Genomic DNA, 23,514 nt, shown 5'->3' with positions numbered 1-23,514 from the left:
AGGAGACATCAATGTTTTCGCCACGCAAACAGCCCATTGCCATCGCGCTCGGCACGCTCACCCTTTTTCTCGCCGCCTGCGGTGGCGGCGGCAACTCCGGGGGGTGGATTCCACCGACGAGCGGCGGCGGTACCAGCGGGGGCGGAACCACTACGCCTCCACCATCGCGGTCCACCAATGCGAAATCGCTGCAAGCGATCGTCTACGGGTCAGCGGACACCGGCGTTCCCGAAGGCGCCGGCATCCCGATCACGATGATGGGCCAGATGCGTGCGCTCTTCGACCTCATCAAGAAGGCACCGGATTTCACGCAGGTGGTGATGGACCTGGGCGACGGCACTCCCGTCCACGTGCTCGACACGAACACGGGCGACAAATTCCTGCCCGGCAAGCTAGCGCTGGGCCTGTCGTACATCCTGATCGACATGAAGGCCAAGAACGATCCGCAGTACGCGGACTACCTGGCGACCTATCAGCGCGTCACGACGGCAATGATCACGCAGATGAGTGGCGCCAACTATCTCTATGCCAACACCTCGTGGGGCGAGTACTACTATCTTGTGGCGCTCACCAACCTGAAGGCGCGCGGCATGCTCAACGAGGTGTTCAGCGATGCGGTGCTCGCGACACTGGAAAAGCGCCTCACCTTCTGCGATATGTTCGGTCCGGACTCAAGCGGCAAGGCCGACACTTGCCCGGCTGCCGGAACGCCGATCGACGTCACGACGCTCAACACCGCGCAGAACTACTACGCAGTCTCCTACGGCATTGCGGGATTGCGGCAGAAGCTCGGCTGGGGCAACCCCAGCTTTGCGTCACCAACTGATCCGACCGTCGCCACACTGGGTGCGCGCGATGCGCTGCTGCATACGCTCACGACTCACATCCGCAACGACTCATCGGGCGGGTTCTCCGACGAAGCCTCGAACACCCACGCCACCTACTACGATCAGGCGCGCTTCGATCGCTACAGCACTTTGCTGATCGCCGAAGTGACCGAGCGCACCTTCGAGATGGGGAACGAGGCCAACCTGACGGACGAACTCAAGGGCTACCTGCGCAAATCCGTCGACCTGATCCTTCCACAACTCAACACCAGCGGCGAAGGCTTCAACTATGGACGGTCGATCGGCCCATACGGCGATACGGCTTTCATGGAAATCCTGACAGCGGCCGCCAACGCGGGCGTTCTGACCGAGCAGGAAATGAAGATTGCCTATTCGTTCATCTACAAGGCGGCCTACCGCTACGAGACCTTCTGGTATGACCCGACCTTGCCCACGCCGTCGGTGAACATGTGGGTCAAGGGCCGCGGGACAGACGCATATCGCGGGAAGCCGCGCGTCATGGGCGAGAACTTCAGCCTGCTGCACCAGTTCATGTACGTAAACAACTGGTGGAACAAGCTGGGCTACGGCGGCAAGCCATCGCTCGATGATTCAGCTTTCCAGGCGTGGCTCGACACAACCCAGCCGCACTACACGCTCACCTGGTACAACCAGCCGTCCGACACCGCGCATCCATACAGCGCGGCGCTGATCACTGTGCGTGACGGCAAGCGCGTGATCAACCTGAACCTGAGCCAGGCGCCCGACTACAACTCGTTCACGCCTTACTACCCTGTCCCGTTTGCGGACAAGCTGATCTACGGCACGACCGATCTGGGCTATGCACTGCTGGTTCCTCAAGTCACTTATGGCGGCAAGACGTACATCCCAGTCACTTACTACAAGAACCTGAATGTGCAGGAGACGAACGGACAAGTCGTCGTCTCGTTCGACACGACCAAGTTCAGGCAAGCGGCCAAGAACGCGCTCTACACGACCGACATCGATCTGCAAGCGCACACGGTCCTGACCTTCGCGCAGGGAACCATCACGCGCACCGATACGCTGAGTTCAGCGACCTTGGCCGGAAACATGTCGGTCGAGACCGACTTCACATCGTTTGCCGACTTCCAGAACACAGCGGCCGGCGCCGACGGTATTTCGGTGACTTACGCGAACAGCGATGCAACCGGCTACGGCACGACGGGCTTCGATACCTGCGCTTTGTCGAACTTCGATTTGGCAGCGGGTGTCACGAATCCGCTGTCGACCACGCCAATCGGCCAGCTGCATTCGAAGTTCGCCTGCACGACAAATGCCTTTGTCTTGACTCCGAGCACCAACCGCTCCTTCAGTTGGACGTTGAAGTACGCGGGCATGAGCTGATCGGGAAGGCGAGCTTGCCGGACGGCATCCCTGTCATGGACGCCTCCCGGTCTGCCAGCCAGGCCATATCACGCGTAGCAGACTGACGACCGCGTTGATGGCCAGGGCTGTGCCCGACACCATCCCTTGTGCCGGAAAGCGCGAGGGAGCGGTGCTCTTTGAGACGACTCTGATAGGTCCGCCTCACATGCGGGAATACGATAAAAGTATTCAAAAAGAGGGCGATTCACGCAGTCGCCGTCCCTATCCAGATCAACTTGACGGACGCACCATCCCCTATGTACACCGATGCTCCCGCTCGCATTCTGAGTTCATTGAAGTCGTGCCTGCTCGCCTTGCGGCAAAAAGGTACGCAGGCCCGGCCGGTCACGGACATTCCGGCGACTTTCTTGGAGATGCAGGCCCGATTCATCCTGGCCCTGAAGGACCTCGAGGTGGAACGTGACGACGCCACTTGGCTGCTGCGGATCTCGCCAGCACAGTTCTCCGAGGCGCAGATCCTGTGCGTCCAGGACATGCTCACGCTCGACGATCCGGATTTTTGTCTCACGCTGGCCGATGCCATGGCGCCCTGCTCACTCCGCGGCCAGCTCCTGCGCGGCCGCGGTTTCGAAGACTCTGAAGTCTGCCGCCTGCGCCGGCTTTGTCATCGCGCAACGATGCGACAGGCACGTGACCTCTGCTCCGTGTTGCCGTCGTCGTCGATGAGCGTGTAGGCGGCAGTTGCTTCGCTTCGGGCTGCATCCGAAGAGCAGGAATTGCGCTCCATGCACGGCTGTGTGCGCTCGAACCCGGACTGCGGCCTCGCCCAGTCGCCCGGGCAGCCATTCGAACTCGATCTCTCAAGTGATTGCAGCAAGATTCGGTTTCCGTTCCGCGCTCTGCGGATACCATCCGCAGGAATGGTCGGTGAGAACGAGGGCGATTGATTCGGTGAGCGGCTTTTTTGCTGTCAGGGGCACTCAGCATCGTTCCAGCATGACGAAGCTGAATGCAAGCCCGCTGGCCGCCACGTGCGATTCGCGCGCAGTCTCGTGCCAACCGGCACCGAACGTCGGCGCCCAGGCATCGCCTTCAAAGTCGCGGGCGATCTCCGTAATGACTGCACGACGTGCCAGCGGTTCGGCTTCAGCGTAAATCTGCGCGCCGCCGATCACCCACGCTTCGGGCGCTCGATCTTGCTCGCAGAGCGACAACGCCTGCGGCAGGCTCGACACCTTTTCAGCGCCCGCGCTTTGCCAGTCCGCCTGGCGCGTGATGACGATGTTGCGGCGCCCGGGCAGCGGCCGAAAGCGCACGGGCAGCGAGTCCCAGGTCTTGCGCCCCATGATCACGGGCGCTCCCGCCGTCTGCTTCTTGAAGTGCGCCAGATCCTCCGGCAGGTGCCAGGGCATATGGCCGTTCAGACCAATCACGCCATTGGCGGCGCGAGCGAGGATCAGATTGATGCGAGTGCCCACGATTCAGACGGCGACTGGCGCCTTGATGGCCGGGTGAGGATCGTAGCCGACCACCTCGAAATCCTCGTACTCGTAGTCGAAGATGGACGGTGGCTTGCGCTTGATGACGAGCGTTGGATAAGGCCGGGGCTCGCGGCTCAATTGCAGCGCAACTTGCTCGGCATGATTGCTGTAGATATGGCAGTCGCCGCCGGTCCAGATGAAATCGCCGACGTCCAGATCGCACTGCTGCGCCACCATGTGCGTGAGCAGCGCATAGCTAGCGATGTTGAACGGCACCCCGAGGAAGATGTCGGCGCTGCGCTGATAGAGCTGGCAGCTCAACCTGCCGCGCTCGCCCGGCGCTTGCGGCGGCGCCACATAGAACTGGAAGAACGCGTGGTTTTGTGATAACCCATCGGATTGGGGCAGTTTCTTTCCCGCGAGCGAAGTTTTCATGTCCACATTTTGACACCCCAGTGGTCCGCATTTTCAGGCTCTGTTCCTACCGTAGAAGGTGGGGAGCCGTGGTGTGCGTCAACTCGGAGCAAAGCGGAGAGTTGTCCACGCCTTTAAGGCGGGGAGGAAGGCTTTTCCTCCCCCTCGTCTTTGACGTGCGCAAAGCGCACTGATTTGCGCCGGAGGCGCTCCGCAGTCACAGCTCCCCCATAGGCTGCCAGTCCGGGCGAGGTCACTCTCAGCGCGGCGCTCGAGCCGCGGTAGGTTCTCCGGCGGTTAGTGCCCCTGACAGAGCAACCCCGAGGTACAAGCTGGGGGCTGGCAGGGTCCTTCTGCACCTTGCAGCGGCAGGAGGCAAGTCGACGCACCATCCTTTTGGCGCCATCTCCGCCGAGCGAAGCTACTTCTTGACCACAGGTGGTCTTCCGCGCTTGCGTTCAATCTCCAACTGGTCCACAGCCTTCTTTAGACGGACGGGCGACCCAACCAGCTCCTCTGTTTGCAGAAGGACCGTTGACGGTCGCACTTTAAGGACTTCGCAGAAGCGAACGAGCTTATCGAAACCGACGCTAGCAGCTCCCCGCTCGATGCTGTGCACGGTAAGACGCGTGACATGGGCTTGATGAGCAAACCCTTCTTGCGATATCTCGGCGTCTTGGCGCAGCTGCCTCAACACCAAGCCTAACGCCACCCTCCATTTCTGCTCGGAATCCACCCGTCCCCCTTCGAAAGCGCGAAGTGTCCGGGGATACCCGTTTAAAATAAATCAAGTAAACTATATATAGAGAACTATGCATAGTAGACTATGCATTTGAGCGCGGTCTTGAAGTACCGCTATATCGTTTACATCGGCGGTCTCCTGTCGGACTCCGGACGGCCTTTAGGAAGCTCATGAACGTAGCCGGCATTGCCACCACAACGCTCTGCACCCGCCTCGACGATGAGCGGACACCTCAAAGTTTCGAAAAGGTCCGCGGGAGCCGGTACTGGTCTGGCGCTGAAATTCGTGCGCAGGTCTGGTTTCTGGCGGAGGCATACGTTATTACTGAAGAGCCACGGCTCCTCTCCTTTGTGACCACCGAACTTGAGGAGGCGCGGCGGTTTCTCAGACGGTGTGGAACCGCTGAATGGAGCCGCGTGTATGTGCGCCTGCGTGCCCCCCTGAGCGAGGGGTACGGCATGCTCTTCGAGGAACTGGATACGGTCTATTCCACGGCGGATGGAAGCTTGATGTTCCACCTTGCCAACGGCCTGGTGGTAATGACACGCGACCTCAGCGCGGAATCGTCGGGTGGTAAGTCGCAGGAGGTTTTCAGAAGGACGTTTGCAAGGGGACGTAGTGGCTCGCTGGTCTACTGAACATCCTGCTCGGATGGTGATGTTCCTCGACATCAAATACGGCGTCTACGAGGAGCGAACGAGAAGCGCGTTACCTTTGTCGCACCGTCGCTGTTGTGAATGCCGAACCATCGATGCAGCAATGGCAGAAGGAGGCTGAAGATGCCAGTTTGGCGCACCCACCCGGTCGAGAAGCAAAGCACTCTCACGCTCGAGAGTTGGAAGGTCATCGAGTTGCCTGAAGGTGACCGCCATCTGGTGGGTCATTGCGTTGAGAACTTCGAAGGTCGCGTCACATCGGTGGTTCGCCAGTTCGACCCGGGCGCACTCAGAGCCATCACCAAATCCGGCCGCGTCTACCTGCTTCGAGGGCGGCCAGGCTCAACCTTAGATGCAGAGTATGTTTGGAGTCGTTGGGCCGGGCTGAACAACGCGACCTCATGGGCCGATATCACCGAATCGGTATGGCAAGAGCATCTAGCCCAGCAGAAGTCCGGGCCCGGGCATCATGAGCCTATCTGATAGGAGCGGGGTGTCACGAGGATGGGATGAGTTTGTGCTCTACCTCGACTATGACTCACCGCTCCACCGCGAGGACGTCTGGTGGCATCCTAAGCGTGGCGCTTCCATCAAGGCCCGCCCGCATTTCACGCTGTTCCAGTACACCATTGTTGCTCGACGTGCTCGAGCAGTACCCGTCACTACGCATCGTACTGTCGACTTGTTCGCAGCGGCACCCGACGTGTTGCGGCGGCATCCGCGCGATTGGCGCTCACTCCGTGATGGCGACCAGAACTGGCCGGCTTGGTGCCGCGATGAGTTGATTCGAACGCACGACCGCCTCGGCATCAGCGACTCGCCGGTTCTGGCGGAACTGAAAGCAAAGCTCGCAGCGATGATGACACCCAAACTTGCGTTCTTCGCAGCATCGACGGGAGACGATAGATGACTACGCCGTTCGAGCGCACACGCGCCGTCACTGAGACCAGAAAATTCCTGACTTGGCTCGCCGCTGGCCGGCAAGAGACCTCGCCGGAAGATATTCAAAACACTGCTCGAGCGCTGCTTCGGCACTACCCGGAGGGCAGCAATCTGTCGCTCACTGCACGAGTGCTTCCTGTGCTGTGGGCAGAGCCGGGTGCCCCACGTGAATGAACAAGCCAAGCCCGCGCCGCTCGGAGCAACCGCCATGCGACCCGAACTTGTTCCCAAATCGCGGCTGCTCGCCCGAGTACTCAGGCACAGGCCCGACCTCTGGGGTGTGAGCCTCGATAGGGAAGGCTGGTGCACCGTTGAGGCGTTGCTGATGGGCGCCGCCAAGGTTGACCAGGCGATGACCATTGACGAACTCCGGGAAGTTGTTGAGAACAATAACAAACGCCGATTCGCGCTGTCGCCTGACGGCCGGCGCATTCGAGCGGTTCAAGGACACTCCGTTCCCGTTGACCTCAAACTGCGAGCCAAAGTTCCGCCGCCAGTGCTGTATCACGGCACTGTTCGCAAGTACCTAGGCGCGATTCGTCGCGAAGGTCTGCGACCTATGACCAGGCACGCGGTCCACCTGTCAGCAACGAAAGAAGCAGCGGCCACTGTCGGACGACGTCGCGGGGTACCCGTCGTCCTGGTTGTCGACAGCTATGCCATGAATCGCGATGGATTCAAGTTCCGGCAGGCTGAAAACAGCGTGTGGCTCGTCGATAGCGTTCCAACCAAGTACCTGAGTTTCCGCCCGGCTCCGAGTGAGCCCGCCAGCTTGCCGGCAGGGAACCACTCTCTGGACCGGCCTTCACCTTGAAATGGAGTACGTCGTGCGAAAACTAGACTCCTTCGAGCGGACTCTCCTCCGCGACCCTCATGTCAAGTGCGGATTCGACAACTACGAGGTGCTGCAGGGAATCGGCACGCTCACGCGCCAACTCCAGAGCGGACTTGTCGAGTCGGACGCCGATGTTTTGGCAAACTTGAACGCCTGCTCCCTCCAGCCGACGGAGACGGACGAAGGGCCGTCGCTGCTCACGCTCGCCCGCCTCGCACGCGTTGCAGGCAAGCGGCTGGTCATCAGCATCGAGGACGGAGCCGGTGATGACCTCAAGCCCCAATTCTTAGTGAGGCTCTGATGTGGCCAAGTAAATCCCATCCTGACGCCTCCGTAGTCGCTCAATAAGGAACTCGGAATGACCCCGATGCATGACGCCTGTCCGCTCACTCACATCGTCCCAGAGGCAACGAAGGCCGTCGACGGTTACTCGCGTCACGGGTGAACGAGCGATTACTCCTTTCACGGGTATGAAGCAGAGACTTTCGCTGTCATCGCAACTGGGACCAATGCTGCGGGGAGTTCGGCAGAGCGCGCGTTTGAGCCAGGCAGGGCTTGGAGCACGAGTAGGTCTGTCCCAGAAAAGAGTCTCTTCGCTCGAGCTAGACCCGTCGTCTATGACCGTCGCCCAACTGCTGGCAATCACCGCAGAGCTCGGGCTGGAGGTGATGCTGCAGACGCACGGCACCGTTATGCCCCAGAGCGAGTGGTAGCGCTAGCGCTAGCGCTTGCGTCCGCCGGCGAACGGCGCAGCCGCATCTGAAGCGCGAAACAGGTGCTTCCACGTGGCGAACGTCTCTGCGACCAGCTTAAGGTACTCGGGAGGTGAACTCTCGTCCACATTGAGCGATTTGATGCCAAGCTCCGTTGCTCGCCTCGAGAAATCGAGGCCGATAGGACTCGTGAAAACTCGCTGGACCCGGTCCTGAGCGGTGAGTTGGTCGCACGTCACTCCGCTGTAGTCAAGCGGGTCGAGTTCGGTGACGTCGGCACCCGTGCCGACTCGCAGGACGGGCAGCGCGCGGGTCAAAAGGGTTGCTGCGGTGGTCGACGTTGCGTCTAGGCAGCGCTCGATGGCACGTTCTTGCGCCCAGGCGGGGAAGTCGTTGCAGAGGGCAATTCTCCGCTGGACCTTGCCCTTGTGGTCAAGGGTCTCAACGGTGATTCGGATTTGAGCTGGAGGAGGGGCGGCGGGGCGGGGTTGAGGTTGATGCGTCATGGTGCCCTTGTGTAGACCACCTATTTATCGCCACCAGGACCTATATCGAATTCCTCACTCGAAATCGGTTGCCCGCCCATCGGCAATCTGCAACGCATCAATGGCGTGCGGCTGCCTCTCGCTCCGCTGACCGACTGGGTAGTTGCCGTCTACGCCGTCGCCCGACCTCGACACGGATGGTAATCGCTCAAACTGGGCCGACACATTGAGCACAATCGGACGCAGCATGAAGGTAACGGAGCTGAAGGAGATTTGATGGAAGTTCTTCTTGAAACTTGGAGAAATTGGGCAGAGACCGAAGAGGCATCCAACTCGGACCATAGCCTGCCCGCCGACCGGCCACGCTTGAACGAGCTGACGGGCGCCCGGCGCGTGGTGCGTTGGAGCAGTTGGGACGAGTGCCGGAGACAATTTGACCCGTGGAGCAAAAGCAGTCCTCTGCACACAGGTCTCATGCCGTTGCCGTTTGTGGGCGACGTTCGTCACGCTAAGGTCTACTTTCTGTTGCTCAACCCGGGGCTGTCTGCCAACGACTACTATGCCGAGTACGAAGCAAAAGGTTTTCGTCAACGGCTGCTGGCCAACCTTCGGCAAGACTTCGCAGAGACAGAATACCCGTTTTATCCGTTGGACCCCGACTGTGCTTGGCACTCCGGAAACGAGTACTGGGAAGGAAAGCTCAAACACATTGCGCTACAGCTCTGCCTGCGTTTGAGCCTTCCGCACTCGCAGGTCCGCAAGGTCCTGGCGCAAAGCGTCTGCGCCATCGAAATGCTTCCGTATCACTCAGTCAGCTTAGATGTCCCATGGGGTGCGATGAAAAAGTTCAAGTCTGTCGAGCTGGCTCGTGGCTGCGTCAAAGCTCTTATGCCACGCGTGGAGGCTGGTGACTGCATGGTTGTCATAATGCGGCGGGTCGCAGGTTGGGAAGTGAATGTGGACTGCAAGCACGTTGTTCGCTTTTCCGGCGGACAGGCGCGTGGCGCGCATTTGGGAATCAAGAACGACGACGCAGCCGGTGTTCGCGTGGTCGACTTCTTGCTGCCACATTTGACGCCCCATCTCACCTAAGGTCCTTGTGCGCGTGAACATGTTTCCGGACATGCAAGCCCCGCCTGAGTGCCCCCACACTTGGAAAGCATGATGTCAGACGAGGCTCCGCACTCCCCGACGACCGCATCCACAACCGAGACCTCGGGGGTTAGTATGGGCGAACTCTGGGCGCATCGCGAACGCATGGAGGCGGATTCGGCGGCGTTGCTGGGCCGCATGCTCTTCGCGTTCTCGTACCTCGACGTGAATCTCGGATTGGCCTTGGCTTGGGTCAACGACGGCAAGGAATTGGAAGCGCAGACCAAAAAAATCGCCGGCCTTATGGTGAACGAGAAGCTCGCAAGGCTCGAGAGCGAGGTTGCCGCCAAGCACCCGGTGGGCTCGAAGCGCCGCAAGGCCTATGACGCATGGATTTCACGCATGCACAAGGTTAGGCTTCAGCGAAACGAGATGGTCCACGGACGATGGGGCGTGGAACCTCACAAAAATGTAGTCGTGAATATCATCGGGCTGCCCAACGGAGACCAGCGCATCGTCGAGTACACCATCGATGAGCTTGGCGCAGTTAATGAAGAACTGCGTTTGCTGAACCGTGAACTTGGGCGACTACGGGACCTCTGGCCTGTCTGAGTTCAGCGGTCAGGCCAGGGTTCAAGCAACACAACATTGTCGTCTTCCTCTTCGTCGTCAGAGGCTTGGACCGCGAAGGGCCACCGGGCCTCCTCCCACCACGGAAACTCCTTCGGCGACGACACCAAGACTTCACGGATGCCCTGTGCAACGGTGACCGTTGCCCCAGCAAGCGGTTTCGATGAGGTGCTGCTAGTCGGACCAGCTCACAATGCTAGAACGGTTTCTTTTCTAGTCGGATGAAGTTGGCAGGATAGCCCGCAGTTCCTTTTCGTTCTTGAGCGCGACCTGCTTCGTTACCGAGCCTCCCTGAGGTTGGTTGAATCCGAGGTGCTTGAGCAAGTAGAAAAGGAGCGCCTGTCGGCACTCCAGAACGGCCTCACCGTTCACCATGCCATAGTCAAGCTCGACCACACGGCGCCTGGATTCCGAAAGCTGAGGATGAGGGACCAGCACCAGCCGAACGTTGGTTGTCCATTGCGCATCAGCAGCCGCGTCAACGGAAGATGGAACATCTAGCTCTAGAGCCAGCAGGCGAGCGAGAACGAAGTCCCTGAACTCCTTCCGCGCGAAGCAATAGGCGCGGACATGCCATCTGAATCCGTCAAACGCGATTGCGTGCGGCGCTAGGGTGCGCCGTGACGGTCCAGGCCGCGACATTGACTGGTAGTCGGCAACAACAGTGAGCCCGCCGCGAATGGCTCGAAGTAGGCAGACCAAGACTCCACCCGGTACAACCCGCGTCGGAATCGGAGCGACTGCAACGGGCGGCATCCATCCAAGAAATGATGAATCCTTGCTGCGCAGGCCAGAGACGAGCCCTAGCAAATCGTTGAGATAGCGTCCGGGGTCCCCGGTGCTGAAGATAGGCGCGAAATGCTCACCAGCCAAGTAAACACGTGCGCTTCGGTCGTACCGAATGTTCCCGGGCGAGAGCTCCGAGTAGCGGGCGATGTCGAGCGAAGCTTGTGGCACCGAAATGCCGAAAACGTCCATCAGGTCGGACCGATTCAGTTGGCCATCCCATTGGAGTCGGTAGTCGATGAACTCCAGCCTCCGCTCCTGGCTCCACTTGGCCGATGCCTTGCCAGCAGCAGTTGCAGTCGAAGCGGGGACCGGGCTTGTCAACATGGGCCAAGTATACGCTAGCGAATACTAACTAGACTAGTATACTTTTTATACGTACTATGTGGCCTATCCGATTTCAGTCCCAGCTGCTCCGCGACCGACACGCCACCACACAGCCCGAACCGTGCCAAGACACTCGCCTCGACTTGCCGACTGCCGAATTCCGCACACTTTGGCGGGCGCTACGCTGCGCAGAGCGGGACGGCGCGCGAAAGGGCGATATGCTCAGCAGAAAACGACGTCGGCGCCAGACCGCCGTGAAAAGCCGGAGGAGCCGACATATGCACCGTTACGGTTGCACTTCATACCGCAAACATCACTGCTCGGGCCCTCTCCGGGGACCCCTGGCGTGAGCCAGCCTTCTCGCCTATCGCTACTACGTCGAATCCGGCTGCTGGGCGAAGCGGCAAAGCAGCTCGACTGCGACGCGGCCACAGTTGTCGGCACTGCTCTGCGGCTGTGGTGTCGGCACGACTTCCCCGCCGCACCAAAATCAAAGCTTCCGTCCTCCATACAGCTCGAAGTCACCGTGCAGCTGCAGAATTTCGTTCGGCTGCTTCGTGACATGGATTTCGTCGAGGCCTCGTATTGGCTGAGCTCGGCCTACGCCTTGCTGACGGATGAGACATACCGAAAGAAGCTGGCGATGTTCTTCACGCCGGCTTCGCTGACGAGAGGGCTCCTCGACGACCTGGCCGAGCAAAAAGTCGACTTCGGAAAACACAGCTTCTTGGACCCTGCGTGTGGCGGCGCCGCATTTCTGGCTCCGATTGCCTTCAGGATGCGGGAAGCGCTCAAGACAAGGGGTATCTCGCCCAAGCAAAGGTTGAAGCATATTGAGCGGCACCTTTCTGGGACGGACAAAGATGCCACCTTGTGCAAGCTTACCTGCCAGTTCCTCTACATGGCGTTGCACGATGACATTCAAGATTCGGGTTACGTTCCCACGTTCACTATTGAGGCGGCCGACGCGCTGAAGCGCCAGGGTGGACGACTCGGTCGTCAAGATGTTGTCGTCTGCAACCCGCCCTATCGCAAGCTAGCCGCAGACGAAGTGGAGAAGCTGGCCCCCGAATTCGAACACATTGTCGAAGCGCAGCCGAACCTCTATGGCATCTTCATCTACCACTGTGTTCGACTGGTGCGACCTGGCGGCGTGGTCGCGCTGGTCACGCCGACGAGCTTCCTATCAGGTCAATACTTCAGTCGCTTGCGCAGCTTCCTCATTCGCAACACTGAAGTTGAGCACATCGGGATGGTCAGCGAGCGATTTGGCGTCTTCATCGACGTCGAACAGGAAACGGCACTAACTGTGCTTCGTCGTCGGGAACCCGACGAGCGGACAGAAGCCCAGGCGAAAGTGTCAGTGGTTTCTGCCGAAGGAACGTACACCCCAGTCGGAGGGTCCGTCCTCCCGAATCGAGGGGCGGCGTGGCCGATACCTCGCGCGGTGGCCGACGTTGCGCTCCTGAAAAGGGCCGCGAGAAGCCCCTTCCGCCTCACCGACTACGGCTACAAGATTCGCATCGGCGCGTATGTCTGGAACCGTGACAAGCGACCCATGTTCCAGACGCTTCAAGATGCACGGAAGGCGAAGGCAGTCACGGCTGTGCCGCTTCTTTGGTCGAGAGACATCTCGCCCAATGGGCGCCTCCAATTTAGCCCTGAACGAGATGATGGCGGTCACCACTTCGTCGACCTGGGCGACAAACTGCACAAAGCAGTTGTGCTCCAGCCATGCGTCGTCATGCAGCGCGTTACCTCCAACGACCAGCCAAGGCGGCTCGTCGCGGCACCTGTGCCGCCGCCCCTCTTCGCTACGTACGGCGGATTCGTTGGCGAGAACCACGTCGTCATCCTTGAGCCGGCAGTTGATGCGCCGGAGCTGCGACCGTCACAGCTTGCGGACCTACTTAGGACTCACTCGGTGGACAGAATCTATCGATGCATCTCCGGAGCAACCAACGTCTCAGCGTTTGAACTGTCGCAGCTCGCGCTCCCCAATCCAGCGACGCTCAAAAGGAGACTCAGTGAAGGAAGCACGATGGAAGAGGCCGTAAACCTCTCGTATAGCTTCGCCCGTGGGAAGTGAACGCACCAACTCGAACTAGACAGCTATTCCAATGCCACAGTTCAAGTCACTTGCTGAACGACACGCTGACCGCGCGAAGTCACTCCAGCGCCAGGCTGACCGTGCGAAGCAAATCGCCTCACGCCGAACTTCCGCTGCTCCGCCGGGAGCTGCCGCGGCTCAATGCAAGCGAACCGCCCAAGAAGAACCGAAGGCTGCCAACACTCCACCACCCGTCGTCGCTCGAGTTCAAAAGGCTCTAATCCCATTGTTCCGTGACGACAGTGTCGAGCCAAGTGCGCCATCGTCCGCCCTGGTTGCACTAGCTGACCTATATCTGCACGCTGCCGAGCATCGGTCTCGGCACATCGCCATGGTCTGGCCCGCAACTCTCAAAACGTTGACGATGGTTCACGCTCTTGCCACTCTCGCGCGCTGGGAAGACGGCGACAAGTTGGGAATCCGCGGCCTGGTCTTTCCCGTCAAGTCGAATGCGTTCCATCCACTGAATCACATCCACTTCGAACGCAAGGCAGTACTCGAGATTGCTCGAGCCCTCTCGGAAGTGAACCCGTCCAACACAAAGGTCACGAGGTCACTCCCTAGCAAAGACGCCTTCCACCTTTGGCTGACCGACCGCAGCCTCCCGAAGATTGAAGACGAACCCTTCAATCCAACCATTGGCGAGCTACTGCCCCTCTTCCTTGCCCCAATTGACTTTGATGGTTGGAAGCCTTGCCACGAAAGACTACTGGCTCTCATTCGAGCCAAGCTCCTCCGCCGAACAAGCGCCAAAGCTCTCCAACAGAACAGCGAGGCCTTCGGCCAACCTGCCACGGCACCCGACGCACTTTTCGCGCTCGATGGGCGAACGAGCGAGGCCGACCTGCGGCGTGCGTGTCGTCAACTAGCCCGATTCGGCTCACCTGAAGTCGTCATGATTGTCGCGACCCGGGCCGTTCGGTCGGAAGCGCCCGGATGGAGGGGACGCTTGGCGCGCTTCTGCATCATGCTCGAGGAAGTCTTCCCCGAGAAGCCCCCGGGTGTGGTTGTTGTCACAGATGAGCCGTATGCGGCAAATCGGCTCAAGAACGAACTCTGGGAGCAGAACAACAAACGCGAGCACCCGCGGCGCTGGAGAACACCTCACGAGTTCAGCATCCTCGGAGTTCCAAGCACAGTCGACGCCGATGGACTGCATGCACCCGGCGCTGTCGAGGCGCCACATCCGTCACCCCGTGAATTCGATGTGCACATCGTCGACTCAGCGGTCGCGAAGGTGGCCAACCGCCTCGTTCGCATCGCGCAGGATGCCCCTGGCGGAAAGGAAGGAGCGCGTGCGTTGGTGGAGGCCGCGAGCTACATCTCACGCATCGCGGCACTCCCTTGCGGAGTGACGCACATGGCCGAGTATCTGGCGGGCCCAGACGTTTCCGACCGAACCCGCGTCGCTTTCGACTGGCCATCCCACCTTGGGGCAGTCAACGAATTCGAACGYGGCGTCGGTGTCGGCAAAGACCGTCCGGCGTTGCTGGAATGCCTGAGTAGGGCGTCGAGCCTCTACGGCAACTACGACAAGGCAACGCCCTTCGCGCACAAGCTCGCAAGCCTGGTTTCCATCGCAGCCGGGAGCAAGAGGGAACGCGTCGCAGTGGTGTTCACGAACACTCTGTATCGGCGGCTTGCGGAGCGCTTCCTCCGAGCCTACGACCAATACCCTGGAGGTGTCGCTTTCAGCTCGTTCCAGGAGCGTGTCGACTTCATATCAGCAGCTCACCTTGAGGAGCATCTCAATAGGCTCCCCGGGTCCACTCTGGTATTTGCTGGCCTGAATGAGGACTGCCTCCGAATGCTCCTGACGGACGACCGCATACCAGCGCACTCGGTCGTGTTGTTGACCCAGCGAGCAGGGCAGTTCTTGAGGGCAACTCTGAAGCCAATTTCAGAAACATATCCGGAATTTCGCTCCTACAAGCCTCGCATGGAATCAATCCTCCGGCAGCTCAAAGACCTACCCGAGGATGCCTCTGTGCTCTCAACGGGCGACTACGTCCTGCCGACCTTCCGTGTTGAGCTCTCCTCTGAAATTGCACCGCGTGACCACGAGCTAGACCCTGACGCTTGGGCAATTCGACTTGAGAGTGGCGCAACGCAGTTCCGACGCGAAACTTCCGAAGTCTACGTCTATGACCCTGCCTCCCGGTACGCCTCCGATGTTGGCTTCCGTACGTGCCAGGTCCGCTCGCTCGAACCTGGAGACAAACTCTTCCTGATGTCAGCGGAGTTGCGGGAGATGGTTGAGCAGGTGCTTCGCGACGCCGGCGTTCCGATTCAAACAGACAAATCCTTCGAAGCTGCTCTGAGGAGCTATCACGAGCAGGTCCAGAAGCGCTTCAGCCTGCGATTCCCGACCGGCACTGTTCAAGACAAGGTTCGAGCTATGCGGCAGGCCATCCTTGCGGTTGATGGGCGGCTGGACGCTGACCTTGCTAAGGAACAGGCCATGCGTCACTGGATTGACCTCGGCAACTCGACGAACACGCCATTCGAGCAACTTAGGCCCCAGGCACCCCTGCGTGAATCGGCCTTCAGGGCCTTCGCTGAGGTCCTTGGCTTTTCCCCGCTAGAGGCAGCGTACCAGTGGCAACGGGTCATCATGGCGGTCCGCAACTCCAGGCGCCTGGACGGACGGCACGTTTCTGACATCTACGCCTACATGTTGCTGCAGCCTGAGTCAGCCATGGCTAACTCGGGCATCAAACGCCAGACTCTGGCGACGCTCTTCGACAGGGCACGCTCAAACGTCGTGACCGTCGAACATGCTAGCCCACTGAGGGAGGTAAAAAAATGAACCAGCCAGTCCTTCGCTCCGACCCCGCCTTGGTCCCGTCGACACTCAAGGAGGCAGTCGTGGATGGGCTCCTGAATCTCACGTATGCAGAACTCAGTGGCAGCGGGCCCAGTGGCCAGTACCTCTTCGGCGCTCGCCCGCGAGCACTGCTCAACTCGGGCTTCGTTCTTCCGCAGAAGGACCCGTCTGGCGACGATGAGGTGACTTCGCCGATTTGGGTCTCATCCCACGGAATACAGCTCCAGCTCAACGTCGAATCGCCTTCGGTGGTCAAGGTCTCCCCTAATCTGTCGTTATACGTCCGCGTGCTGCCTGAGGAAAACGACCTCAAGCGGCAAAACTGCCGCCCCGTGTTCATGCTTCGTCGAGCTATCGTTGATGAGCTGAAAGCCGAGCGGAACACGAGGCTGAACGAGGCATGGGAGCGGGTCAAGGGTGAATACACCTCTCGGTGGAAGCATCCAACATGGGCTGAGACTCGAGCCAAGATTGTCGAAGCAATCTATGTCGAGAAAGGGATTCCACACCGATTCCTCACTTCCGACCTACCACAAGAAGCCGCCGAGGATATGACCCCGGTCGAAGGCGTAAGCGCCGACGACGAAGCTGGCGACTCTGCGAAGGAAGGGGTCGAAGCACCGACCACCTCCAGTTTTCCCATCAAGGATGAGCACTTCGAGCCGCTTTCCGTGCCCCACAAATGGCTGCGCCTCAATGTGACGCTGCCCGAACTCGAAATTGACACTGCAAAGTCAGTCGAGCAGCTTGAACTTGACATAGCAGACCACGCTGCGCTTATGAATGCGGCGGTGCGCAAGCGGTTGCAGGAATGGGTCAAGTCCGATGACCCCGGGGCGGGTGGTAAAGCTTGGGGATATCGACACCAGTTGCAGATTCCAGCTAGCCAATACACCAACTGGAACGACTTTCTCGACCGAGTTCGCAAGTCAGACTTACGCATCGCGATTCCGGACATCTTGCTATCCTGGGACCTGGAACTACACGCGGACTGGCTTGACCAGTCGAAACGCAACCTCTTCGTCGCGCTTGAGAATGTCAGCCAGATGCCGAGGCAGTTCGCCGATGAGACTGAGGAGTCTGTTTTTCAGGTCTCCTTGCGGCTTGAGTTACCTACATCGTTGCATCAGCCGCTGAAGTTGGAGCGCATCGAGCCCTCTTACCGGTACAACAAGTATCTGGCCTATCCGGCCATGGGCCACAACTGCGGGGTTGAACAAGTTCAATCCACGGCAGACCTGCGAATCCTCCGGACCACTTGGTCGCCGAGGTACACACAACCTCGTATCGTGCCGACCAGTGCTAACGGCGTGCAACGGTCGGTTCGAGAGCTCAGTACGCCGACCGGGCTTGAGGGCTTGGCGCCACTGGTGCCCGCAATGGACGCCTGGCTGAAGAACCTGCCGTCGCGAATCGACCCGGTGGAGGGCTTGGAGCCTGCCGACAGTGTCGGAGCGGCCCGCGAGACCGAAGCATTTAAGGGCGACCTCGCAAAATGGCGGTCCGAGTTGAACTCGGTCGCGGCCGGCCTCGAGTGCCTAAGAGAGTCAAGAGCGGCGTGGAGGACGCGTGGCGCTCAAGCGGACAAGAAGGCCATTGTCTTCGAGGCGTGGTTGGCGATGAATGAGGCGATGGCCGACTTCATGAAGGCCCGATTCAAACGAGACGACAACGAATGGCGGCTTTTCCAGCTTGCGTTTGTCGTTGCCAACATCCCGTGTCTGGCTTCGCGCATGCCGGAGTTCGTGCATCACTTCGACGAGCAGCGCGATGATGCAGTCACGCTGCTCTACTTTGCGACCGGTGGCGGTAAGTCCGAAGCGTTCTTCGGTCTGCTGTTGTTCAATCTCATGCTTGACCGCTTGCGGGGCAAGCATCGCGGCGTAACCTCGCTGATTCGATACCCGCTTCGGCTCCTCACGATACAGCAAGCGCAGCGTTGTGCGCGGGTCCTAGCGCACGGCGAACGTGTGCGACGGCGTAACGGTTATGGAGGTGAGTCGCTGTCAATTGGGTTCTGGGTGGGGAGTGGTGGCTCTCCAAATCGGCACAGCACCAAAGGTGTCAAGAGCATCCCGCTGGTTAGCGCGGCACCTCCCAGCTTGGCCAACGAAGAGAGCCTGAGGGAAAACGACTCCAAGTACTCCGCGGCAATGCGGGCGTGGCGGAAGCTGCCCAAGTGTCCGTTTTGCGGAAGTGAGACGGCCTTGCGCCTCTTCGTAGACCACGGTGACCAAACCCTGGGTCATGTCTGTACAGATATCAGGTGTGATTCGAACGACGGTGCCTGGAAGCCATTGCCCTTCTACATCGTTGACGAGGACATCTACGACTTGGCACCGGCGGTGCTTCTGGGCACCGTAGACAAGCTTGCGCTCATCGGGCATTCGGGGCGCACTATTCGTCGCATATACGGAATGTTTGGCGCCGCCCCTTGGTACAAGCCCGCAACCGGACGCCTCTTCGTTCCAGAGAACAAAGAGCTTGCAGCAGGGCCAACCGCGAAGGGCATGGCCGGTGTGTATCCGGCTTACAAAGGTGGCCAGCGACTGTTCCACGACCCGTTCCCTAGCCTAATCATCCAGGACGAGGCGCACCTACTCGACGAGTCGCTCGGAACGTTCGCGGGCCTGTTCGAATCGACGCTGGATGCCATCTTTGCTCACCTATCAAAGCCATTGGGCGAACTCGTGGCGGCGGACGGGCAGGGTCGACGGCGCCGGGCAAAGGTGATTGCGGCCTCAGCGACGGTGTCCGACCCAGAACGTCAACTCGAACATCTCTATCAACGGTCCATCCCGGCAACACAGTTCCCTGAGCCCGGTCCATCTCTCTACGAGTCGTTCTACTCGGAGCCTTCCGAGGCTGCGCTAAACGAGACGAAGCGACGCGAGAATCAAGACGTCGAGGTAGCGAGCCGACAAGCCCGGGTCTACACCGCGTTCATGACCAACGGCAAACCCCATACGTCAACCAGCGTGTCGGTCTTGTCCGGATTCCATCTCAGCGTAACCCGCCTGTTCGACATGCTCACAATGGGCGGTGATGCAGGGCTGGAGGAGGCGAAGGCGCAACTGATGAGCCATATCTCGTCCGGCCCCCTCCAGGACCTTCATCGACAGGCCCTTGGCTCCGCGAGTGCGTCGGAGCTGGCGACGCTGGTCGACCTGCACCGCATCGCCTTGACCTATGTGACCAACAAGAAGGGCGGCGACCAAATCATGTCGGCGGAGGCCGAGGAGACCCGCAAGCGTCATTTGAACGAAGGCATTCCTCTGGAGGGCATCGACACTCGCCTCATCACCGGCTCTGTCGAGCAAGGTGAAATTCAAGGGGTGGTCGACACCGCACAGAGGCGAGTCAATCCAGGCGAGGTTCTGCCTCCTATTCGGGAGCAGTTGCGGTCCGTAATTGCTACCTCCGCCATCTCGCATGGCGTCGATGTTGATGAATTCAATTCGATGTTTTTCGCCGGCATGCCCTCGGACATCGCTGAGTACATTCAGGCCTCCTCGCGTGTAGGGCGTACACACATTGGCTTCGTTGTTCTTGTTCCGACACCGCAGCGGCGACGGGACCGCCATATCGTGCACGTTTTCGACATATTTCATCGCTTCCTGGAGCGCATGGTTCAGCCTGCGGCCATCGACCGATGGGCTGAGAAAGCCATAGAGCGCGTATTCCCGAGCCTCTTTCAAGCCTACTTGCTGGGAGTCGTTCCCAGCCGCGAACTGCTGCGGCTCCCTGATGATGAGAAGGGTAAGACGCCTGATTTCAGCTTCATACCCAATGTTCGGGCCGAGTTCCGCGCTCGCGGAGACGCATTTCTTGATGAAATCGACAAGTTCATCGAGTTGGCTGTGGGTTTGCGCGATGGTTTTTCGCCCGAGGGCGAAGAGCACTATCGACGTCGCATCGACCAGCGCACACGCAACCTGATTGTGGACACTTGGAGTAGCCCCGTTTGGGGTAGCGGGACGATGGACGGTTTCTTCAAGGGCCAGACCGACCCCATGCTCAAACCCATGACATCCCTTCGGGACGTTGACCAAGGCGGGGTGATTCAGGCCTCTCTCCGGGACGCCACTGGACATCGGCAAACGCTTCCTGAAGTTCAATTGGTTATGGACCTCGTGCGCAACGGCGTGGCTGACAACAGCGGCTCTGACAACGCACAGACTGGAGACTGATATGGCATCAAAGCGGGCATTTCTGGGCTCAGACGAAGACGACAAGACGCTGAGCGCTCCGACAATGGCGCGTTCACGCGGCCAACTCGGCTCCGCCTACGCGCCGGGTGCATTCTTCACATTTGAGGGTGGCCTGGGCGCGTGCATCTCCATTCCTGACCTGTCAGCATCAGTAGACGATGCTCCCATCACAGCCACGACGAAAGCTCAAATCATCCTACGTCTGCAAGAAATCTGGCAAACATGGTTCTCGCGCGCTTACTCGACAGGTTCTACCGACAGGCCAATCGGCCCCGAACAATGTCTGGATGAAGCGTTGCTGAAAGGTGCTTCAGTGGTGCCCTTGGGAGGTGACCGCATTTCCTTCTTGAGCCCCTTGCGGATGGGCTATGCACCGGCACCACTTACTTTTGTCTGCAACAAGTGCCGGCTCTTCAAGAGGTTCGAGTCCGCTCATGACTTGTCAAGAAGCCTGCACGACATGAGGAAGACAAGGTGCACGGCACCCGAGACCAAAGGGCCGTGTCAATGGCGGCAGGTCGACGTCGTCTTCGTGCATTGGTCCGGCGAGTGGATGCCCGTTACCCCGGGACGATGGGAGTGGAGCACGCGCTCCGGAACCTCTCGATTGCATGGAGAGGAATGCACCGTTTGCGGCGGCAACTCTTTCAAGTTGAACACCGACTCGCCCCGAATTGGCAAGTGGCACTTCTACTGCGCGAACCCGACCTGTGGTCACAAGGGCTCTGACGAATGGCGACAGAACGACAAATTCACCACCGAGCTGTTCCGAGACCGGCCTGGCATGGATAAGCGGGTCGGGGAGCGACGCATGGAGCCAATTTCCTATCGTGCGTCATCGGCCTTCTACGCCCAAGCGGACCAGTTTGTACTCTTCCCCGAGTCTGAGCACCAACTGCTAACCTTGCTTGAGCCTCAACGGCAACTTGAACTCGCTGATTTCATCGGCACCCAGTTCCGATTCACGAGCGGCGAAGTCGCGCCTGACGACATGAGGAACGCGCTCCTTGCTGCAGGCAAATCAAGTGAATGGGAATCCTACGAGAACTTTTCAAAGCTGCGCGACTTCGCGAAGGGCACGAAGGATGGAGACGCCCAAGCGATGATGGAAGGCGAACTCAAGAAGCTGGTCACGCGTTGGACGACGAGTGAACCGCCACTTGTGCGTCCGAGGGTTGAACTGCCACCCGCCGTCACGACGCAGATGGCGTTGCGGAGCGAATACACGAGCCGCTTTGACCCGTTCGTCTTGGCGGTAGAGCATGAGGCGTTGAACAGGGGCAAGCTCTCTGCTCCGCCGGACGGAAGCCGCGCGAAGTTCGTGAGGTTCAACCACCTTGACAACGACCTCGCTCCCAAGGACGTAGCCGCCAAGGCAACTCAGGAGGCGGAGACTGCCCGTTTGATGGACAAGCTTGGTTTTGCAGACCTTGGATTGATTCGCGAGTTCGACCTCTGTCGATTCACACACGGCTACACCCGTGTGTCGGCCACACCCGTCCTTGAGAAGCGTGGGCAAAATGTGCCCGTTCGCTTGCGTCTCTTTGATTCCCTTCGCAACAGCAAGCGGCCTATCTACGTCGTTACACAGGCGAACGAGGCGGTCTACGCTAGGCTAGATGCGAAAGCGGTGTATGCCTGGTTGAAGGCCGTTGGCGTTCGCGACCTTCCGGACTGGGATGAAGGCGGCGCGGTCAGACTCGGTGGCCGCCTGCTTGAAGTGGCCCAACCGTTTGGGCGCTACTTCTCGCTCCTGAAAGAGGGTGAAGCTGCCACTTACCGCTACGTCTACACCCTGCTACACACATACGCACACGCTCTCATGAAGAACATCGCCGAGCTGTCTGGGTTAGACCTCGGCTCCATGGGCGAGTACATCTTTCCCTTGGACTTGGCTTTTGTCGTGTACCGTAACGGGACGACTATGGACCTGGGCAACCTGTCGGCACTCTGGCGGAACGAGCACAATCGATTCTTAGCTCGACTCCTGGAACCGTCCACGCACCGCTGCAACTCTGGCCGTCTCTGCGACACAGCTGGCGGCGCCTGTCCAGACTGCATCATGATTCCTGAGACATCCTGCGTGGCTCAGAATCAGCTCCTATCGCGCGCAGTACTGAAGGGCGGACCGCCGCCGCGCGAAGACCTGACGCACAAGGGCCAACGCATTCGGGGCTTTCTTGAGTTAATCAACGAAGGCGATGAGCTCTGACCTGCTAGTAGCGTTCGACGCATTGGCACCTCATGCTGAGGTCAGCGCGGCACTTTGTGCGGCTGCGGGTGAGAACCGGCTGGACCTGCCGTCAAGCATTCATCGCATCTGCACGCGGATAGGGCTGCCGCGTGCCCGCGCGGGGGACCTTGAGCGTGCTCTGTCCGTTGGCCTCCAAGTTGGCATCTTTGGCCGAGCCGGCCCGCTCAGTTGGCACTCTCGTGACAGCGCGTTGGCGGCCCGGCTTGCGCCGCTGCTTGAAGGCGCACGTTTGTATCGAATGCGGGTGCACCAGGACGCCAACTTGGTGGAAGTAGTGCTCACCAAGCCGCCGGCGCCCAGTCGAGTTTCGCGCAAACTCGAGAGCATGCTTTCTGGGGGCTGGGGCTTTCGCGATACCAAACAGTTGCTCCCCGCAATAGCAGGCGCAGCAAAGTCTTCGCTTGTAGTTATGACACCGTTTTTCGATGATGTTGGCGCCGAGGTCGTCATGAACTTATTTGAGAACACCCTCGCTCCAGACAAGTGCCTTATCCTTCGGGCCACTAAAGAGGGCCTCCCCCCTGAAGGGCTGGGAAAGGTTGAGGCGCAGTTGACCACTCTGGGTGTCGACGTCGTCAACTTTCGGCTTGACCGGCCCGGAGCACCGGGCAATGAGACGTTTCATGCAAAAACCGTCCTGGCCGACGACCACTCAGCGTATGTCGGTTCGTCAAACATGAACCAGTGGTCGTTTGAGCATTCCCTGGAGCTTGGGCTCTATGTTCGGGGACAGGCTGCCTGCCGCATCGCAGAACTGCTTCACGCCGTTCGTGCGGTTTCGGGCCGCATGACCTAGGTTGCGAGTGCATCGGCA

The 23,514-nt window shown here is 59.6% G+C and carries 19 protein-coding genes and 1 pseudogene; 15 read left to right on the top strand and 5 right to left on the bottom strand.

The features are described 5' to 3' along the window. The first annotated feature begins 11 nt into the window (after positions 1–11). Together AC1DMA_RS18055 and AC1DMA_RS18050 are read left to right on the top strand one after the other, a co-directional pair. Complete coding sequence (locus AC1DMA_RS18055) at positions 12–2,213, top strand: hypothetical protein (protein ID WP_478145077.1); 2,202 nt, start codon at positions 12–14, stop codon at positions 2,211–2,213. 278 nt (positions 2,214–2,491) lie between these two features. Further along, on the top strand, positions 2,492–2,929 hold the full coding sequence (locus AC1DMA_RS18050) for a hypothetical protein (protein WP_478145076.1): 438 nt from the start codon (positions 2,492–2,494) through the stop codon (positions 2,927–2,929). A 246-nt stretch (positions 2,930–3,175) separates the two neighbouring features. On the opposite strand, the gene AC1DMA_RS18045 is transcribed toward AC1DMA_RS18050, so the two are convergent. From AC1DMA_RS18045 to AC1DMA_RS18035, 3 genes and pseudogenes are all read right to left on the bottom strand, one after another. After that, a complete protein-coding gene (locus tag AC1DMA_RS18045; protein ID WP_478125856.1) occupies positions 3,176–3,676 on the bottom strand; it encodes a dihydrofolate reductase in 501 nt (166 codons plus the stop codon). Next, positions 3,677–4,054, bottom strand: a pseudogene (thyA, locus tag AC1DMA_RS18040) (thymidylate synthase); the annotation flags it as partial. Between the two features lie 457 nt (positions 4,055–4,511). Continuing rightward, positions 4,512–4,787 carry a helix-turn-helix domain-containing protein gene (locus AC1DMA_RS18035; protein ID WP_478145195.1) on the bottom strand — a complete coding sequence of 92 codons (276 nt, stop codon included), beginning with the start codon at positions 4,785–4,787 and terminating at the stop codon, positions 4,512–4,514. A 215-nt stretch (positions 4,788–5,002) separates the two neighbouring features. On the opposite strand from AC1DMA_RS18035, the gene AC1DMA_RS18030 reads away from it, so the two are divergent. From AC1DMA_RS18030 to AC1DMA_RS18005, 6 genes are all read left to right on the top strand, one after another. Next, positions 5,003–5,470: a hypothetical protein gene (locus tag AC1DMA_RS18030; protein ID WP_478145075.1), complete on the top strand. Its 468-nt coding sequence runs from the start codon at positions 5,003–5,005 to the stop codon at positions 5,468–5,470. A 141-nt stretch (positions 5,471–5,611) separates the two neighbouring features. Further along, positions 5,612–5,971 (top strand): hypothetical protein, encoded by a 360-nt coding sequence (locus AC1DMA_RS18025; RefSeq protein ID WP_478145074.1) that lies wholly within the window; start codon positions 5,612–5,614, stop codon positions 5,969–5,971. A 34-nt stretch (positions 5,972–6,005) separates the two neighbouring features. Continuing rightward, positions 6,006–6,398 carry a hypothetical protein gene (locus AC1DMA_RS18020; protein ID WP_478145073.1) on the top strand — a complete coding sequence of 131 codons (393 nt, stop codon included), beginning with the start codon at positions 6,006–6,008 and terminating at the stop codon, positions 6,396–6,398. Continuing rightward, positions 6,395–6,604 (top strand): BPSL0761 family protein, encoded by a 210-nt coding sequence (locus AC1DMA_RS18015; protein ID WP_478145072.1) that lies wholly within the window; start codon positions 6,395–6,397, stop codon positions 6,602–6,604. The genes AC1DMA_RS18020 and AC1DMA_RS18015 overlap by 4 nt, the downstream gene beginning before the upstream one ends. Next, on the top strand, positions 6,597–7,244 hold the full coding sequence (locus tag AC1DMA_RS18010; protein ID WP_478145071.1) for an RNA 2'-phosphotransferase: 648 nt from the start codon (positions 6,597–6,599) through the stop codon (positions 7,242–7,244). Before AC1DMA_RS18015 ends, AC1DMA_RS18010 begins: the two co-directional genes overlap by 8 nt. Positions 7,245–7,257: 13 nt before the next feature. Further along, complete coding sequence (locus AC1DMA_RS18005) at positions 7,258–7,566, top strand: hypothetical protein (RefSeq protein WP_478145070.1); 309 nt, start codon at positions 7,258–7,260, stop codon at positions 7,564–7,566. A 420-nt stretch (positions 7,567–7,986) separates the two neighbouring features. Here the strand turns inward: AC1DMA_RS18005 and AC1DMA_RS18000 are convergent, their stop codons facing one another. Then, positions 7,987–8,295, bottom strand: coding sequence for a hypothetical protein (locus AC1DMA_RS18000; protein ID WP_478145069.1), 309 nt, complete (start codon positions 8,293–8,295; stop codon positions 7,987–7,989). A gap of 444 nt (positions 8,296–8,739) precedes the next feature. Between AC1DMA_RS18000 and AC1DMA_RS17995 the strand changes: the two genes are divergently transcribed. Then, positions 8,740–9,555, top strand: a complete 816-nt coding sequence (locus AC1DMA_RS17995; protein WP_478145068.1) for a hypothetical protein — start codon at positions 8,740–8,742, stop codon at positions 9,553–9,555. Between the two features lie 135 nt (positions 9,556–9,690). Then, positions 9,691–10,167 carry a hypothetical protein gene (locus AC1DMA_RS17990; protein ID WP_478145067.1) on the top strand — a complete coding sequence of 159 codons (477 nt, stop codon included), beginning with the start codon at positions 9,691–9,693 and terminating at the stop codon, positions 10,165–10,167. Positions 10,168–10,398: 231 nt separating this feature from the next. Here the strand turns inward: AC1DMA_RS17990 and AC1DMA_RS17985 are convergent, their stop codons facing one another. Beyond that, positions 10,399–11,298: a helix-turn-helix transcriptional regulator gene (locus AC1DMA_RS17985; protein ID WP_478145066.1), complete on the bottom strand. Its 900-nt coding sequence runs from the start codon at positions 11,296–11,298 to the stop codon at positions 10,399–10,401. A gap of 346 nt (positions 11,299–11,644) precedes the next feature. Between AC1DMA_RS17985 and AC1DMA_RS17980 the strand changes: the two genes are divergently transcribed. From AC1DMA_RS17980 to AC1DMA_RS17960, 5 genes are all read left to right on the top strand, one after another. Then, positions 11,645–13,387, top strand: coding sequence for an HsdM family class I SAM-dependent methyltransferase (locus tag AC1DMA_RS17980; protein WP_478145065.1), 1,743 nt, complete (start codon positions 11,645–11,647; stop codon positions 13,385–13,387). A 352-nt stretch (positions 13,388–13,739) separates the two neighbouring features. Continuing rightward, positions 13,740–16,217 (top strand): hypothetical protein, encoded by a 2,478-nt coding sequence (locus tag AC1DMA_RS17975; protein WP_478145064.1) that lies wholly within the window; start codon positions 13,740–13,742, stop codon positions 16,215–16,217. Next, positions 16,214–20,425, top strand: a complete 4,212-nt coding sequence (locus AC1DMA_RS17970) for a DEAD/DEAH box helicase family protein (protein ID WP_478145063.1) — start codon at positions 16,214–16,216, stop codon at positions 20,423–20,425. The genes AC1DMA_RS17975 and AC1DMA_RS17970 overlap by 4 nt, the downstream gene beginning before the upstream one ends. 1 nt (position 20,426) lies before the next feature. Further along, entirely contained in the window at positions 20,427–22,658 is a 2,232-nt protein-coding gene (locus AC1DMA_RS17965; RefSeq protein WP_478145062.1) for a hypothetical protein, read from the top strand. Beyond that, on the top strand, positions 22,648–23,496 hold the full coding sequence (locus AC1DMA_RS17960; RefSeq protein ID WP_478145061.1) for a phospholipase D-like domain-containing protein: 849 nt from the start codon (positions 22,648–22,650) through the stop codon (positions 23,494–23,496). Before AC1DMA_RS17965 ends, AC1DMA_RS17960 begins: the two co-directional genes overlap by 11 nt. Positions 23,497–23,514: the final 18 nt, after the last annotated feature.

Source organism: Variovorax sp. 05N34 (assembly GCF_056397405.1).
Note: the sequence above shows the minus strand (reverse complement) of the source record. Positions and strands in the feature narration are given on the sequence as shown.